This window comes from Mesorhizobium sp. M1338, from assembly GCF_040318045.1.
Classification (GTDB): Bacteria; Pseudomonadota; Alphaproteobacteria; order Rhizobiales; family Rhizobiaceae; genus Mesorhizobium.
Window position 1 is genome coordinate 1 of the sequence record NZ_JAMYLL010000047.1, and the last position, 14,437, is coordinate 14,437.

Annotated in this window: 14 protein-coding genes and 3 pseudogenes; 10 read left to right on the plus strand and 7 right to left on the minus strand. The window is 61.3% G+C overall.

Annotated features, from left to right (window positions below; translation table 11 throughout):
• On the plus strand, positions 1-561 hold a 561-nt coding region (locus NKH19_RS27270; RefSeq protein WP_352983133.1), incomplete at its 5' end, for a zinc-binding dehydrogenase.
• A gap of 40 nt (positions 562-601) precedes the next feature.
• On the opposite strand, the gene NKH19_RS27275 is transcribed toward NKH19_RS27270, so the two are convergent.
• The 3 genes from NKH19_RS27275 to NKH19_RS27285 form a co-directional block, all read right to left on the minus strand.
• Positions 602-1,021, minus strand: coding sequence for a GlcG/HbpS family heme-binding protein (locus NKH19_RS27275; protein WP_352872548.1), 420 nt, complete (start codon positions 1,019-1,021; stop codon positions 602-604).
• Positions 1,022-1,059: 38 nt separating this feature from the next.
• A complete protein-coding gene (locus NKH19_RS27280; protein ID WP_352872549.1) occupies positions 1,060-2,100 on the minus strand; it encodes a LacI family DNA-binding transcriptional regulator in 1,041 nt (346 codons plus the stop codon).
• 470 nt (positions 2,101-2,570) lie between these two features.
• A complete protein-coding gene (locus NKH19_RS27285) occupies positions 2,571-2,933 on the minus strand; it encodes a helix-turn-helix domain-containing protein (protein ID WP_352872550.1) in 363 nt (120 codons plus the stop codon).
• 214 nt (positions 2,934-3,147) lie between these two features.
• Here NKH19_RS27285 and NKH19_RS27290 point away from each other — a divergent pair, with 214 nt between their 5' ends.
• Positions 3,148-3,639: an ATP-dependent DNA ligase gene (locus NKH19_RS27290; RefSeq protein ID WP_352872551.1), complete on the plus strand. Its 492-nt coding sequence runs from the start codon at positions 3,148-3,150 to the stop codon at positions 3,637-3,639.
• A 32-nt stretch (positions 3,640-3,671) separates the two neighbouring features.
• On the plus strand, positions 3,672-3,821 hold the full coding sequence (locus NKH19_RS27295; protein ID WP_352872552.1) for a hypothetical protein: 150 nt from the start codon (positions 3,672-3,674) through the stop codon (positions 3,819-3,821).
• A gap of 363 nt (positions 3,822-4,184) precedes the next feature.
• Here the strand turns inward: NKH19_RS27295 and NKH19_RS27300 are convergent, their stop codons facing one another.
• From NKH19_RS27300 to NKH19_RS27315, 4 genes are all read right to left on the minus strand, one after another.
• A complete protein-coding gene (locus tag NKH19_RS27300; protein WP_352872553.1) occupies positions 4,185-4,376 on the minus strand; it encodes a hypothetical protein in 192 nt (63 codons plus the stop codon).
• A 182-nt stretch (positions 4,377-4,558) separates the two neighbouring features.
• Positions 4,559-4,885: a non-homologous end-joining DNA ligase LigD gene (ligD, locus tag NKH19_RS27305; RefSeq protein ID WP_352872554.1), complete on the minus strand. Its 327-nt coding sequence runs from the start codon at positions 4,883-4,885 to the stop codon at positions 4,559-4,561.
• Between the two features lie 367 nt (positions 4,886-5,252).
• A complete protein-coding gene (gene ligD, locus NKH19_RS27310; protein WP_352872555.1) occupies positions 5,253-6,269 on the minus strand; it encodes a non-homologous end-joining DNA ligase in 1,017 nt (338 codons plus the stop codon).
• Positions 6,270-6,653: 384 nt separating this feature from the next.
• Positions 6,654-9,143: an ATP-binding protein gene (locus NKH19_RS27315; RefSeq protein WP_352872557.1), complete on the minus strand. Its 2,490-nt coding sequence runs from the start codon at positions 9,141-9,143 to the stop codon at positions 6,654-6,656.
• On the opposite strand from NKH19_RS27315, the pseudogene NKH19_RS27320 reads away from it, so the two are divergent.
• From NKH19_RS27320 to NKH19_RS27345, 7 genes and pseudogenes are all read left to right on the plus strand, one after another.
• Positions 9,134-9,448, plus strand: a pseudogene (locus NKH19_RS27320) (alpha/beta hydrolase); the annotation flags it as partial. The gene NKH19_RS27315 and the pseudogene NKH19_RS27320 sit on opposite strands and share 10 nt — an antisense overlap.
• 24 nt (positions 9,449-9,472) lie before the next feature.
• Positions 9,473-9,979 carry a cytochrome P460 family protein gene (locus NKH19_RS27325; protein WP_352872559.1) on the plus strand — a complete coding sequence of 169 codons (507 nt, stop codon included), beginning with the start codon at positions 9,473-9,475 and terminating at the stop codon, positions 9,977-9,979.
• A 65-nt stretch (positions 9,980-10,044) separates the two neighbouring features.
• Positions 10,045-10,242, plus strand: a pseudogene (locus NKH19_RS33635) (SDR family NAD(P)-dependent oxidoreductase); the annotation flags it as partial.
• Between the two features lie 248 nt (positions 10,243-10,490).
• The gene (locus NKH19_RS27330) at positions 10,491-11,264 is read left to right on the plus strand and encodes an alpha/beta fold hydrolase (RefSeq protein WP_352872560.1); all 774 of its coding nucleotides are present in this window, start codon (positions 10,491-10,493) and stop codon (positions 11,262-11,264) included.
• A 15-nt stretch (positions 11,265-11,279) separates the two neighbouring features.
• Positions 11,280-11,442 (plus strand): annotated as a pseudogene (locus tag NKH19_RS27335) (SAM-dependent methyltransferase); the annotation flags it as partial.
• A gap of 111 nt (positions 11,443-11,553) precedes the next feature.
• On the plus strand, positions 11,554-11,925 hold the full coding sequence (locus tag NKH19_RS27340; RefSeq protein ID WP_352872561.1) for a nuclear transport factor 2 family protein: 372 nt from the start codon (positions 11,554-11,556) through the stop codon (positions 11,923-11,925).
• 440 nt (positions 11,926-12,365) lie between these two features.
• Positions 12,366-14,258, plus strand: a complete 1,893-nt coding sequence (locus NKH19_RS27345; protein ID WP_352872563.1) for an ABC transporter ATP-binding protein — start codon at positions 12,366-12,368, stop codon at positions 14,256-14,258.
• The last annotated feature ends 179 nt before the right edge of the window (positions 14,259-14,437 follow it).

Genomic DNA, 14,437 nt, shown 5'->3' on the forward strand with positions numbered 1-14,437 from the left:
GTGAAGGCCGTCACCCGCGCGGTGTCGCGGCGCGCAATGCGCGCCGTGGTCCCGGTTGGGGGGCGTTTGGGGGCGTTTTGCATGCGCGCCGCGCGGGCCCCCGGCGGGCGCGAGATCGTCGCCACCGATGTCATGGACGGCGTGCTGGCGAAGGCGCTTGAGATCGGCGCCGACCGCGCGATCAATGTCGCAACGAACAGCGAAAAGCTCGCCGCCTATAATGTCGATAAAGGTACCTTCGACGTGATGTTCGAGGCCTCCGGCAACGAGCGCGCCGTGCGGGCCGGCCTCGATGTTTTGAAGCCGCGCGGTGTGCTGGTGCAGCTCGGCCTCGGCGGCGACGTGTCCCTGCCGCAAAACCTCATCGTCGCCAAGGAGATAGAGATGCGCGGGAGCTTCCGCTTTCACGAGGAGTTCGCGCTCGCCGTCGACCTGATCAACAGCCGTCGGGTAGATGTCAAACCGCTGCTGACCGGCGTCTACCCCCTCGACCAAGCGGTTGCGGCTTTCGAGATCGCTGGAGACCGCAGCAAATCCATCAAGGTCCAGATCGCGTTCTGAAGATCCTTTGGTTGCACCGGAGGCGCATCGGCAGATTGCCTTAAATGACGTCGGCGCCGATCGCCGCCAGCGCGGCGCGTGCCACGTCGGAATCCTGCTCGCCGGTTCCCGAGCCGACACCGATGCCACCCGCCAGGCGTCCGCCGAAGCGGATCGGCAAGCCGCCAGGCAAATTGGTCACACCGCCCTGTGAGGCGATCGCGGCCGAGAGCGCCGCCTCGAACGCCATGCCGCCGGTGGCAGCATTGATTGACGCCGCCGTGCGCGCCTTTGCCTGCGCCGTGCGCAGGCTCAAGAAACGTGCGCCGTCCATACGCAGGCTGGCGAGGGTCTCACCGCTCGCATCGACGACCACAAGACATTGCGGCACGCCCATCGTGACGGCGCGCGTGGCTCCGGCAGCGACGGCTTTCAAGGCGCCGTCATATGTGAGACTGATGGTCTCTCGAAACATCACCATTGGAGCCGCCTTCGCCGTCTCAGATTTTGATGCAGGGCTCAGGTGCTTTCGCGCTCGACGACGCGATAGCCTGTGAGGACGATTTCCTGTTGGTGCTGCTTCTCGCCGCCGCGGATGATCTGGATAAGCCTGCGGGCAGCCTGTCGCCCGATGCCATAGCAGTCCACGTTCACGGTGGTGATGCCGGGATGGCAGAAGGCGGCAACCTCATAGTCGCCAAAGCCGGCAATGGCGATGTCCTGCGGGACCCGCATTCCACGACGCTTGCATTCCATCAGCGCACCAAACGCCGAGAGATCCGAAACGCATAGCACTGCTTCGGTGTCCGGCCAGCGTTCCAGCATGCTGACAACCGCCTGGCCGCCTTGTTCGATGGAGATCGGTGGCACGCCAAAGGAAACGAGGCGGCCGGTCGGCAGGCCGAGTTCTTCGATAGCTCGAATGAAGCCTTCGCGCCGCTGACTGCCGCGTGTGTCGCGCGAGGTCGTGCCACCGATGTAACCGAATTTATGATAACCCTTCTTGGCGAGCGTCTTGACGAGAAGGCCCATGGCCTCTTCGTTGGAGAATCCGACCACCTGATCGATGGGCTTCGCGGGCAGCTCCCAGGTTTCGACTACAGGGACGCCAGCGTTTTTAAGAAGCCGACGGGCGCGCTCCGTATGGGCGCCGCCAGTCAGAATGATGCCTTCCGGCCGCCGACGGAGCATCGCTTCGATTAGCTTTTCCTCCTTCTCGACCGTATAGTCGGTGTAGCCGAGCAGAAGCTGGAGCCCCGTGCTCTCGAGTTCATCTGTAATGCCGCGCGCCGTATCGGCGAAGTTGGAATTGTTGAGTGACGGAACCATCGCGGCGACAAATCCAGTCTTGCGCGAGGAAAGGCTGCCGGCTGACTGATCAAGCACATAGCCGAGGTCGTTGACCGCGACCATGATCTTTTCCCGCGTCGCCTTGGAAACGCGACCCCCTTCCTTCAGGGCCCGCGAGACCGTCATGGTCGACACGCCCGCCCGCAGCGCCACGTCGACCATCGTCGGGGCGTAGCTCTCGCCCGGTCTCGATGAGGCTGCCTTGGCCATCAGCGCTCTCCACCGGCCGGCCGCGTCGATCTGACCGAGGCAAGCGCCAGACACTCAGTTACGAGGTTTATCTGGCGTCCTGCCGCGTTCATGAGCCACCTCTTAGAATCGGATCGAGTTCGATATGTTATCGATATCACCGAGAGCTGGCAACAACCAGGTCGTCAGGTCCGCCTTTGGTTCCGGTTCGTGGAAACTTCTCCCAATTCCAGATCGCGGTGCGGTGCAACTCAAGAACCTCGCCGATCCGGTCCGAGTTTATTCGCTGCAAGTCGGAATCCCCGCTCAGGCGAAGCCCGCGCCGCCCCCGGCGGTACCCAGACAGAAGAAAGAAGTTCGTCCACCTGCCATCCAAATTCGATCTCAGCGAAGCGACCGAGAAATTCCCGGCGGCGTCGAAGGTCGATAGATCAGGTCGGCGTACTGGTATGCGGACATGCGACCGCTGTCCCTATCACTGACTCGAGAAATTAGTTGCGATCGACAGGCTTCTGCCAAATGCGGCCTACCTCGTTGAGCCGATCACGCCGGACATCATCTTCAGAGAGATTGGCGAGCGACGGCCCTTCAGAGGTAAAGACCACACCTGCGGCTTCCAATGCTCGTCGCATGCGAGTGAGGTTGCCGGCGCGCGGAACTCTGTTGCCATTCTCAAACTCGCGGATGGTGTCTGCGCTCACATCGGACCTGCCGCCTAGTCGCACACGGGACCAGTTCAAGAGGGCTCGTGCTGCTCGCGACTGCTCTGCTGTGAGGATTTGCAAAACGACCCTTCTCGCTACTGACTTCCCGCAGAACAGCGTGACGGACCGAAGGTTCCGATAGAATTTCATCAACTGCTAATGGAACGGCAACTCCGAGTTTTATGGCCTCTATCGCGTTGGGAGGTAGCCATGCCTTCGGTGAGATTGCGAGACTTAAGTCCTGTGCTGAACGGCAAAGGTCCCAAGCGCGAAACATTTGGCTCGGTCACTCATTACGGGGCTGCCGGCGAACATCTGTCCCTTCATCGTCGGTTGATGAGCGCCCGTCCTTGTAGCACGCCTAGTGGCGGCTGCTCATCATCGGGAGGTTGGACATGGGAAGCCGCCGGTCAGCGACGACTGGATCCACAAAATCAAGTATGACGGCTTTCGCACCCAGATGGTGCTCGATTGGGCCGGCGGTCGCGCTTTTACCAAGATGGGGCACGATTGGTCCAAGCGCTATTGGCCGATCGTCACGGCGCTGGAAAAGCTCAAGGCGAAATCACTGATCCTCGACGGCGAGATGATCGCGCCCGAGGAGGGCGAGGATTTGCGCCCGCGGCCGGCGATCGAGCGCAAAGCGATCCTGTGGGATCTGATCAAGCCGGCTGACGGCATTATCCAATACAGCCAGCATGTCGAGGGCGGCGGTGCGGAGTTCTTCGAGGCGGCCGAGAAGATGGGTCTCGAGGGCATGGTTTCGAAACAGTACCGCAAGGGCGTATTGATGCTGGCCGCTGCCTTGTTGCTTGCATCGGCTGCGTTCGCGATCTGGTGGGCCATCTTTCGATGAGCACGCGCCGGGTCAACTTTCTGGACAAATGGATGGCAGAACATCTTCCAAACGCCATCACCGACGATCCTGTGGCCATCAGCGACCTTGCAGACGAGGCGATAAAGGCGGCCGACAGAGAAGGGATTCCCGCCGACGAAATCAACGAAGAAGTCTTGAGCGTGCTCGAGGTCATTTTTTGATGCCATGCAGCATCGCGGCAGCATCGCGCCGACGGCTTGGCAGGCTGATGGGCACGGCAGGGAAAAGCCGGCGGACGTCGTCTTAGGGAAGGCGTCGCCGGCAAGTGGCAGGCAGTTGGGCGGGGTGGGCGGTAGCCTGCCAATTCATTCGCGCCGGCACTATGATCTCAACTGACCTGCTTAGCTAGTGGTAAATTAGCGCGGCCCATCTGGTCTCAGATTGCCGGGACAAAGTGCCCGAGAACTCCTCCCCGGCCATGCGGCCCGACACCCTTTTGACAGAGGGAATGCCAACAAGGCGCCGGGCCTAGCCGACGAGCTGTCTGCGGAATCGCCCGCCGTCATGCGCTGGTCGGTCACGCCCTACAGCCGGACGAACTCGTCGAGCTGCAGGCGTATTCGCTGCCCTTCCGCGAAGGCTAGGGCGAGCGATTCCAGTTCGAATGACCGGGTTAGTTCCTGGTCTTCCCCGACCACCCGGACGAACCATTCGCCACAGGCTTCGACCACTTCGATGCAAGGATGCCTCTTGCCGTTTGGTATGTCACTATCCATCGCATTGCCTCCCGCAACATGAGGACAATCGCGAATTTATATGATGCGACGGTCCTCGCATCGATTTTTGCCATGGCTTCAGCCAAACGAGGCCGATCTCCGCAGGTTCCAATCAGGCAAGGCCATGAGCGCCGCGTTGCCCTTTGAAACCCTGGCTTTACTGCCTCTTCCCGTGTCGGATGCTACAGATCGGGCAAGGATTGGTCAGCGCGACCCCATCCCGCCAGAGCTTTGGAGGCTGCGCGTTTCTTTAATTCAGGGGCATCGCCCACATGGAAATGAGAGGGCGCATCTATTGTCTTCATCTCCGCCCACGTGATCGGTGCCGCGACAGGAGCGCCCGGACGTGATCTTGCGCTGTAGGGCATGATCGCGGTCGCCCCGCGCTGATTGCGTAGATAGTCCACAAAGATGCGACCCTTGCGGCGCGCCTTTGACAACACGGCTGTGAAATGCGCGGGATCGCTCTGGGCAACCGCTTGCGCCAGGCGAGACGCGAAGTCCTTCACCTCTGGCCACTCGGCGTCAGGGGTGAGTGGCGCGATGACGGCCGCTTGATCGGATCATCGCCGCCGGCGCCCTCACCAAGATCCCGGGGATCGGCGACGCGATCGCAGACATCGTGACCAAGCTTTACCATACCGGCACGCACCCAAGCCTTGAGAAGCTGCGCGAGGATGTTCCAGCGGGCGCTTCCTTGGGTCGGCAGCCGGCCGATCAGTCTGGTTCGATGCCTTGAGACGGAACGTCATGCAGCCGATCTCGCCGCGTCTGCGATAACCGCCATCGCGATAAGTAACCGTGAACGCGTCATCTATCCGGAGTCCAACATCACCAAGGGACAGCTCGCCGACCATTACGCAGCGGTCGCGGCGATCATGCTAGCACGACCGCCTCCGGCTTCTTGTCTTCGCGGAGACCAAGGTAGCTCGGATGTCGTAACGTCCCTTCATTTGTCATTTCGGTGAAGGCAATCTCAGCGACCAGCTTCGGACGGAGCCAGTGTGCGCCGCGCACTTCGGCGCGTGGTGCGTCGACGGTCGCTGCCTTCTGCTCAAGCGGCGCCATGATCTTCAAGAGACGAAGAAGTTCAGCGGTATCGAAGCCGGTGCCGACTTTGCCGGCGTAACGCAGCTTGCCGCCGTCATGAACGCCAAGGATCAAGGACCGAAACGCTCGGACCTTGTCCGACGGCGTCCAGCCGACAATCACAAATTCCTGCCGCCTGACGCATTTGATCTTCAGCCAGCTTGCGCCCCGGGACGCCACATAACTCGAATCCGCAAGCTTTGAGATGACGCCCTCAAGACCGGCTGCGCAGAAGCGATCGAGCAGCTCTTCTCCGCGGCCGACGATATGGTCGGAGTAACGAAGGACCGGATTTTTCGCTGGCAAGATCGCCTCCAGCTTCGCCTTGCGCTCAAGAAGAGAAAGCCTTGTCAGATCCTCGCCGTCGAGTTGCAGCAGATCGAACGCATAAAAGTCGATAGTCGTTGGGGCACCCTTCAATGCATTCTGAAGCGCCTGGAAGTTAGATCTTCCTTCCGCATCGACAACCACTGCCTCGCCGTCAATCAGGGCGGAGCGTACCTTCAGCTTGCGAGCCTCGGAGAGGATCGAGGGAAACCGGCTAGACCAGTCCAGACCAGATCGAGTGTAGGCTCGCGCCTCGCCACCGCCGACGGCAACGAGAATACGATAGCCGTCGTATTTCATCTCATGGATCCAACGATCGCCGGCAGGGACCGTGTCCACGAGCGTTGCAAGCTGCAACGGCCGGAAAGCGGGCGGCGCTAAAGTGACCTCGTCACGAGCGGGCGACTTCGCTTGACTAGCGCTCGACCCATTGATTGCCTTACGCGACGTCGGCTTGACCACTCTGACCTGAGCCATACTCAGACACGAAATAGCGTTATCAGCGTCCAACGCGCGACCAATGCTTTAGTTTCGCTGCAGGCCGTATTGCTTTTCGCGATCATTGCCGATCCGCTTGATTAGCGCCGCGGCCTTAAGGCCTGTGCTTCCTGCCTCCGGCCCTTCCAACTTCCCGATTTGCGCGCACTGCTCACTGCCAATAATCAAGAGCAGGAACGCGCGCCCCTTCTGCCATCGGCTTTAGAAGCCCGACATTCCGGTTCCTGCCCCCTAAACGGCCTGTCAACTTTGCGCCCAATTCTCTGCCGTTGGTTGCAGCTTGGTGCTTCCTGAAAGCAGACACGTCCCGGCGACCACGCTGGAGTGTAGTCGCGCTGAAAGCGGCTTGGCAGCCAAGCTGTGCTAGTTCAGCGTTGCCAGCAAGCGTGCGGCCGCCTGGAGATCTGCTGTCTGCAGGCCCTCCCTGAATTGCTCGAAAATCGGGTGGAGAAGGGCCCGAGCGTCCTTGTGTCGTCCACGAGCGGCCCACAGAGAAGCAAGATCGACTGCTGTTCGCAACTCCCATGCTCGTGCCCCCTGATGATCGCTAAGTTGAAGTGACCGCCGATAACAGAGTTCTGCTTCTTCGGCGGCGCCAGGTTGCAAAGCTGCAAGAACAAGGTTGCCTTTTACGCGCAGCAGCTCCGGCAAATAGCAAAGATCGCCGTTTGCATCGACCTGCCTGATCGTCTCCTCAATCAGGGAGAGCGCTTCCGCTGACCGGCCCGTCGTGGCGAGGCCCTGAGCGAAGGAGGTGTTGAGCGATGTGGTGAGCATTTCATAGGGGGCGGCGTGGAGCTCGGCGAGTGAGTATCGAAAACTTTCGACACCGTCGCTCGCATTGCCCTGACGGGTGGCAATCTCCCCTCTGAAACCTCGCCCCAGCGCGAGATAAGGCCCGAGGGAATGAAATTCGGCCCGGGAGAAAAGCCGTTCGATGTGTTCTTCCGCGCTCTTCGTGTCTCCGACCCACAGGAACAGCGAAACCGCCCAGACAAGTGCGATGGAGAGCGTCAGAGGATGGTCTAGAATCTCCGCTTCCCCGATCGTCATCAGCGCGCGCGCCACTGCCCGATCGGGATGGCCTTGCAGCCAGAGTGTCCTTGCCAGGATCGCACCGGCGAGAATCCTGCCGTCGAAGCCGAGATAATTCGTCGTGGTTTGGTTGGAACGCGGCCCGTGCCGCAATGCTGTTTCGAGCGCGGTCCGGGCCCGATCGAGTTCTCCGCTGAGGTGAAGTGAAATCCCCATCAGGGAATGCGCCAAAGTGGTGGAGACATGGTCCTCCAGGGTTTCGGCGATGACGGAACAGCGTTCCGCATAGTGCAGCGCGGTTCTGAATTCTCCCGTACGCATATGGAACATCTGCATCGGACCTAGAATCCGAAGCTGGTCGAATGCGTCGCCACGCCGATCGGCAATGGCGAGACTTCTGTCCAAAGCCACGCGCGCCGCATCTCTTCCACCGCGCGTGAACATCAGCGAAACGCCGAGCGCTGCCTGAAGATGCATCTCGTCCAATCCGCCGCTGGTGGTATCGTCGAGGGCAAGCATCGCCCGCGACGCCCAGCGATGACATTCGGTGAGCAAGGACATCGACAAAAAGAACGGCGCCGCGGCCGCAGCCAGCCGGACACCCAATTGCGTATCGCCGTCAGGTCCGAAACACCAATCCAGAGCCACTCTCACATTGGCCAGGCCAGCGAGGTGAAGCGACCGTTGCGTGGCGGTTGCCAAGCTCGGCCACTCGGCTCCCGTTTGCTCCAGCCAGTGCAGGTAATGGGTCGCGTGACGTGCGGCCAGGGTCGCGAGCTCAGTCTTGTCGGCATTGAGCTGAAGGGCGTAAGCCCGGGTCGTGTCGAGCAGGCGATAGCGCATCGTTGCCCCGGCAGGCCTGACCGCTACCATCGACCGGGCGACCAGGCTGTCTATGGCGCCAAACACGAGATCGTCATCGACGTTTGCGCTTGTCACGACCTCGAGGACCGCATCGATCGAGAAATGGCCGACGAAGACCGCAAGCCGACGAAGCAGATGGCGTTCGAACTCGGACAAGAGCCCGTAGCTCCAGTCCAAGGTGGCCTGGAGGGTCTTCTGCCTCGGCGGCGCGGTCCGTTGTCCCGGCCACGATAGTGTTAGCCGCGCGCCGAGAAGTTCGGCGGTTTTTTGCAGGCCGTAGCTGGCAACCCGCGCAGCCGCCAGCTCGATCGCGAGCGGCAGACCGTCGAGCTTACGGCAAATGTCGGCAATGATGGCTGCATCCGCGTCTTCAACCTCAAGGCGAGCGCCGCTGGCTGCAGCGCGTTCCAGAAACAGCTGGGTCGCCGGGTAGCTGTTCACCAGGGTCACGGTGAGGTCCGGATCGTCCGGCGCGCATGCAAGCGGCGCCAGCCTGTGGACGTGCTCGCCTTCGACCTGAAGGGGCTCCCGGCTCGTTGCCAGCAGGTGGACTTGCGGCGCAGCGGCGAAGATGCGCCCCGCCAGGTCCGCCGCCGCGTCGATGACATGCTCGCAAGTATCGAGGATCAGGAGGATCCGACTGTCCGCCAGATAGGCTGTCAGACTGGACGCCGGGTCGTCGGATCGGAGAGAAAGCCCTAGCATCGAGGCTATAGTCGTCGCAATCAGGCTCGGATCGCTCAGCGCCCCGAGATCGATGAAATGCACGGCGCCCGCGAATGCTTCGACCAGGTCATGACCCACCGCCACGGCAACGGTGGTCTTGCCGACACCGCCGGCGCCGACGATCGTAACGAAACGCGCGCCGGCCAATTGCGTTGAGAGGGCGGCGGCATCATCGGTCCGGCCCACCATCCGGATCAGGCGGCTTGGCAGATTGGCCCGCGGATGCATTCGACAATCCAGACCACGTCGCCATCTCGATCCACAACTATCGTTGGCGGCTCGGCCTGGCGGCAGGCGAACCCAGATATGATGCCTTGGAAAAGAAGCTGGCGGCGTTTCCGGAGATCGGGGTGCCGACGGTGACCATGGAAGGCGACGCGAACGGCGCGCCGCATCCCAATCCAGCGACCTACGCCATGAAGTTCTCCGGCAAATACGAACATCGGCTGATCTCGGGCGGCATTGGCCACAACCTGCCGCAGGAGGCCCCGCAGGCCTTTGCGCAGGCGGTCATGGACGTCGACAAGTTCTGACGGCCAGTCAAGCGGAGCTTTCCGATGAAACCTATCTACCTCGTACCGTGCGTGTTTGCGATCCTTGCGTCATCTGCGGCTGTGGCCGTTACAAATGAAGATGCGAAGCCGCGGGCTTCATCGCCGATCTATGGCGTCACGATCCCCGATGGATATCGGCAATGGGAACTGGTCGCGCCGGCCGAGGAAGCAGAGCCCCTGAACGAGCTTAGAGCGGTCCTCGGCAACGTCGTGGCGATCAAGGCATACCGCGACGGAACGTTGCCGTTCCCTGACGGGACCGTTCTCGCAAAGCTTGCTTGGAAGCATATCCAGTCGCCCGAATTCGAATCCGCCTCCGTTCCCGGCGCCGCCACGACCGTCCAGATCATGGTCAAGGATTCGAAGAAATACGCCGCCACCGGCGGATGGGGATTCGGCAGGTTTGTCGATGGCAAACCGGCCGACGAGACCCAGCATCGAACCTGCTTCGCCTGTCATGAGGCGCGCGTCCAGGGACTTGACTACGTCTTTACGCGGTACGCGCCTTAACGGGCTCACTGGAGTCCGGCCCGAACGCCCCTGCGGGGTTAGGCAACCTATGGAAGGAGACAGCCATGTCCCAAAGATGGCTTATCACTGGAAGTTCGCGCGGCATCGGCCGTGCCTTGTCGGAAGCGGTCCTGACCCCCGGCGTCGTCTGGTGGCGACCGCACGCGTGCCCGCGCATATGGCCGAGCGCGGAGCGCTACGGCAACGCCGTCCGAACGGCCGCACTCGACGTCACAGACCCGGCCGCGGCACAGACAGCTATCCTGCGGCTCTCGCCGCGTTGGATCGTGCGCCTGCCGCTCGGAAGCGATGCTGTGAAGATCATCGGGCAGGCCGACACCGCGAGGCTGGAGGAGCTTGAGAGATGGCGCGAGTTGAGCGCGTCCACGGATTTTCCACCGACAGGCAACGCCGCCCAGGTCCAGTTCAAGGAGACTCCGGAACATCTCCGTTCCTCGCCTGCGTCAATCACGATAAAGCCGCACCAATCAAGATCATCGAAAGGATATGTATGATGAAGAAATTACTTGCAGGGCTGGCGATCGCCGCAACGATATTCGGCAGTGCGCATGCGCAGTCCGAGAAGCCCACCGTCGTTCTGGTTCATGGCGCCTTTGCCGACACCTCGAGCTGGAACCGTGTCATCGAAATCCTCGAGAAGGATGGTTATCCCGTCGTAGCCGTCGCCAATCCCTTGCGGGGCGTCAGGAATGACGCCAAGTATGTTGCCGATATCCTTTCTGGCATTGGATCACCCGTCGTCCTGGTGGGGCATTCCTATGGCGGGTCGATCATCAGCGAAGCCGCCAACAGCGATGCCAACGTCAAGGCGCTGGTCTATGTAGCTGCATTTGCACCGGAAGCTGGCGAAACAGCTGCCGGGCTGTCCGGCAAGTTTCCCGGCAGCACGCTCGGTCCCACCCTTGCTCCACCGGTTTCGCTTTCAGGCGGCGGCAAGGATCTCTACATCCAGCAGGACAAGTTCCACGATCAGTTCGCAGCGGATGTCTCCGATGCCGAGGCGAAGCTGATGGCCGCGACGCAGCGGCCCATCACCGAAGCGGCGTTGAACGAGCCCCAGACCGCGCCGGCGTGGAAGACAATGCCAACGTGGTTCATCTATGGCGACAAGGACAGGAACATCCCCCCGCAGGCTTTCGCATTCATGGCCGCGCGGGCGCACTCGCGACAGACCGTCGTGGTCAAGAGTGCCTCGCATGTAGTGATGGTATCGAACCCCGAACCCGTCGCAAGGCTGATCGAGAGTGCAGCCGCGGCAAAGTAGCCGGTGCGCCCGCCGGAGGGCGGCTTTCCTGAAGGCAACGTCAAGGTCCACGGCTGGGGCAACAAGGCCTGCACCAGGACCATATCGGTGGCCCGTGCGCGCCTACGGCCTGTGGCGGGATCTCAGCAACGACGAGGAATACCCGCTGATGGTCTGGGCGTTCGCCAAGAAGGGTTGAGTGGCGGAAGCTGCGCTTCATCGCGGTCGTGGCCAGGGGGGCTTGAAAGCTTGGACACTTGACCGGGTCCGCCGCCAATGACCTACTTCGAATTCGAGGAGGCGTTGGCGAATGGACATTCGAGCGACACTGACGGAGATATGCGAAGCCTTCAACGCGCACGATCTTGATCGCATCATGGCGTTCTTCGCCGACGACTGCGTTCTGGAGATGCCGAGGGGACCCGAGCCCTGGGGAACTCGTTGCGAGGGCAAGCGCAGCGTAAGAGACGCGCTGGCGACGCGCTTTGAAGGCTTGCCCGATGTCTATTACGGCAAGGCTGAGCATTTTGCGGACGAGGCTGCCGACACCGGCATGTCGAAATGGGCCCTCACCGGCACCACCCGTGAGGGCACGAGAAGGGAAGTCCAAGGTTGTGACTTCTACACGTTTCGCGACGGAAAGGTGATCCGCAAGGACTCATACTGGAAGATCGTGGAGTAGGAGTTGGCATTCCTGTCTGATCTTTTCGTCGCCCCAAATCCCACCACTAAGTGGGACTACGCGATGCGCCTTGCCGCTCTCTTCTACGAGATGCCAATCAAGCGCGGAAGACATTCGAAGCCGCTGCCAGGAAAGATGTTCCTCCCTCATGGTTGGGTCTCCTGGACCAAGCCCGACTTTACTCCATGTCCGGCACGTCGCCACCAAGGTTGTCAGCTCGCCATATTCACCCACCGAGGGGCTAGCTTGAGCTGACCTTCGCGTTGTGGCCGCGTCCGCGGACAGCCGATGCCGGACCGCTTTGGTTATGGAAAGGGTTGATTTTCGATGGAGCGCATTGCACATTTCGCCCCGTCGCAGGCGTCCGAACGGGGAGAGCACGATGAGAGCGTTCATGTCCAACAAGAATGGAGCTGATCACAAACAGGACATGAAGCGTAATGCAAACACGACTCCGCAGCGCCGCCTTGCAAGCAGGCACGCCCCGTAGCGACCGGAAACCCTGGCTGCCGAGTGCAGCGAATATCGGCCCAACGGCTGAAATCGATTCAACTGATAACCCGCTTCCCAGAACGCGACCTACTCGCAGCAAGCCGTATTCGCGTGCCAGGAAGTTCCTGTCCTATTACAGGCCGCATCTGCCGCTGCTGGCGGCCGATCTCGCCTGCGCGCTGCTGGTTTCGGTGACAGCGCTCTTCCTGCCTCTCTGCGCCAGCTACGTCACCAAACATCTGGTCCAGCTTCCCGGCGCACCGGAAGCCCTCAATCAGATCTATTTGATGGGCGGGGCCATGCTCGCCCTGCTGGCGGTGGAAGTGCTCGGCAGCCTGTTCGTCGACTATCAGGGCCACGTCATGGGCGCGAAGATCGAGAGCGCGCTGCGTAAGGAGCTGTTCGAACACTGCCAAAAGCTCGCGTTCAGCTTTTACGATCGCCAGCGGGTCGGCCAGTTGATGAGCCGCATGACCAACGACTCATTTTCGTTGGGCGAGCTCTTCCATCACGGGCCTGAGGATATGGCGATCGCGGTTTTCAAATTCGCGGGCGCAATTCTCCTCCTGGCCTATATCGACCTGCCGCTCACCTTGCTTATCCTCGGGGCTACGCCCTTTGCAGTGTTCTACGCGTTGCATTTCAACCGCCGCATGAACCGGGCGCTAAGGCTCAGCAAGGAGCGGATCGCGGCGGTCAATGAACGCATCGAGGATTCGCTTGCCGGTATCCGCGTTGTCCAATCCTTTGCCAATGAGGACCTCGAGATCCGCCGCTTCGACGAGGAGAATGCCCGTTTTCTTCAGAGCCGTAGGGAAGGCTACAGGAGCGAGGCCTTCTTCTCGGTCGGGAACACGACCTTCGCACAGCTTATCACGGTCGCCGTCATCGTCATGGGCGCCGTCAGGGTCGTCAATGCCGAGCTCGGCGTTGCGGATATGATGACCTTCCTTCTGTGCGTCGCGGTGCTCGTCGATCCCGTCAAACGCCTGGCAAATTTCGTGCGGCTCTGGCAGGAGGGTTACACCGGCTTCAGTCGGGCGATGGAGATCTTGGAGGTGGAGCCGGAGATCGTGGATCGGTCGGCTGCCTCCGACATCTCCCGCCCGCGCGGCGCCCTGGCGTTTCGCGATGTCGGCTTCCGTTACGAAGAGGACGGGCCACATGTTCTCAAAGAACTGTCCCTCGATATTGCTCCCGGCGAGTTCGTGGCCCTCGTCGGCGCCTCCGGCGTCGGCAAGAGCACCTTATGCGCGCTGATCCCGCGCTTTTATGAGGTGAGTGAAGGCGCGATCCTGATCGACGGTGCCGACATCCGCGACATCGGCTTGAAGTCGCTGCGGCAAAGCATCGGTGTCGTGCAGCAGGACGTCTATCTGTTCGCCGGTACGGTGGCGGAAAACCTCCGCTACGGGCGGCCGGATGCGTCGGAAGCCGAAATCATCGCGGCGGCAAAGGCGGCCAACGCTCACGATTTCATCATGGCGCTCCCGAATGGCTACGCCACGGATATCGGACAGCGCGGTGTGAAACTGTCCGGGGGCCAGAAGCAGCGCCTAACCATCGCCCGCGCGTTCCTCAAGGATCCAGCAATCCTGATCTTCGACGAGGCTACGAGCGCGCTTGACAATGAAAGTGAGCGGGCCGTCCAGGCCGCATTACTCGACCTTGCCGAAGGGCGGACGACGATCGTCATCGCCCATCGGCTTTCGACCGTTCGCAATACGGACCGGATCCTGGTGCTGACCGAACAGGGGATCACAGAACAGGGGACCCATGAAGCTCTCATCGTTGCCGAAGGAGCCTATGCCCACCTCTACAAGGCGCAGGCCAGCATCTAATCGGCGTGCGCATGGAGGAGCGCGAAAGAACGACCCCGCCGCGGACTTCCGCTAGCCCATAGATCTGGTCCAGCCGAACGAACATAATCTTGCGGCAGGTTGCGGAGCGGCCACCACCCAAGTCGACGCACTCGATGCGCGCCTTGACGTTGAGGTTGAGGGTCTTGATGGCATGGACA

What these genes read in the sequence shown, in the direction of transcription:
- NKH19_RS27340 (WP_352872561.1), top strand. Translation starts at nt 11,554, where the DNA reads ATGGACATTCGAGCGACACTGACGGAGATATGCGAAGCCTTCAACGCG.
- NKH19_RS27280 (WP_352872549.1), bottom strand. Translation starts at nt 2,100, where the DNA reads ATGGCCAAGGCAGCCTCATCGAGACCGGGCGAGAGCTACGCCCCGACG.
- NKH19_RS27345 (WP_352872563.1), top strand. Translation starts at nt 12,366, where the DNA reads ATGCAAACACGACTCCGCAGCGCCGCCTTGCAAGCAGGCACGCCCCGT.
- NKH19_RS27295 (WP_352872552.1), top strand. Translation starts at nt 3,672, where the DNA reads ATGGCAGAACATCTTCCAAACGCCATCACCGACGATCCTGTGGCCATC.
- NKH19_RS27325 (WP_352872559.1), top strand. Translation starts at nt 9,473, where the DNA reads ATGAAACCTATCTACCTCGTACCGTGCGTGTTTGCGATCCTTGCGTCA.
- NKH19_RS27275 (WP_352872548.1), bottom strand. Translation starts at nt 1,021, where the DNA reads ATGGTGATGTTTCGAGAGACCATCAGTCTCACATATGACGGCGCCTTG.
- NKH19_RS27315 (WP_352872557.1), bottom strand. Translation starts at nt 9,143, where the DNA reads ATGCATCCGCGGGCCAATCTGCCAAGCCGCCTGATCCGGATGGTGGGC.
- NKH19_RS27300 (WP_352872553.1), bottom strand. Translation starts at nt 4,376, where the DNA reads ATGGATAGTGACATACCAAACGGCAAGAGGCATCCTTGCATCGAAGTG.
- NKH19_RS27285 (WP_352872550.1), bottom strand. Translation starts at nt 2,933, where the DNA reads ATGAAATTCTATCGGAACCTTCGGTCCGTCACGCTGTTCTGCGGGAAG.
- ligD (WP_352872555.1), bottom strand. Translation starts at nt 6,269, where the DNA reads ATGGCTCAGGTCAGAGTGGTCAAGCCGACGTCGCGTAAGGCAATCAAT.
- NKH19_RS27330 (WP_352872560.1), top strand. Translation starts at nt 10,491, where the DNA reads ATGATGAAGAAATTACTTGCAGGGCTGGCGATCGCCGCAACGATATTC.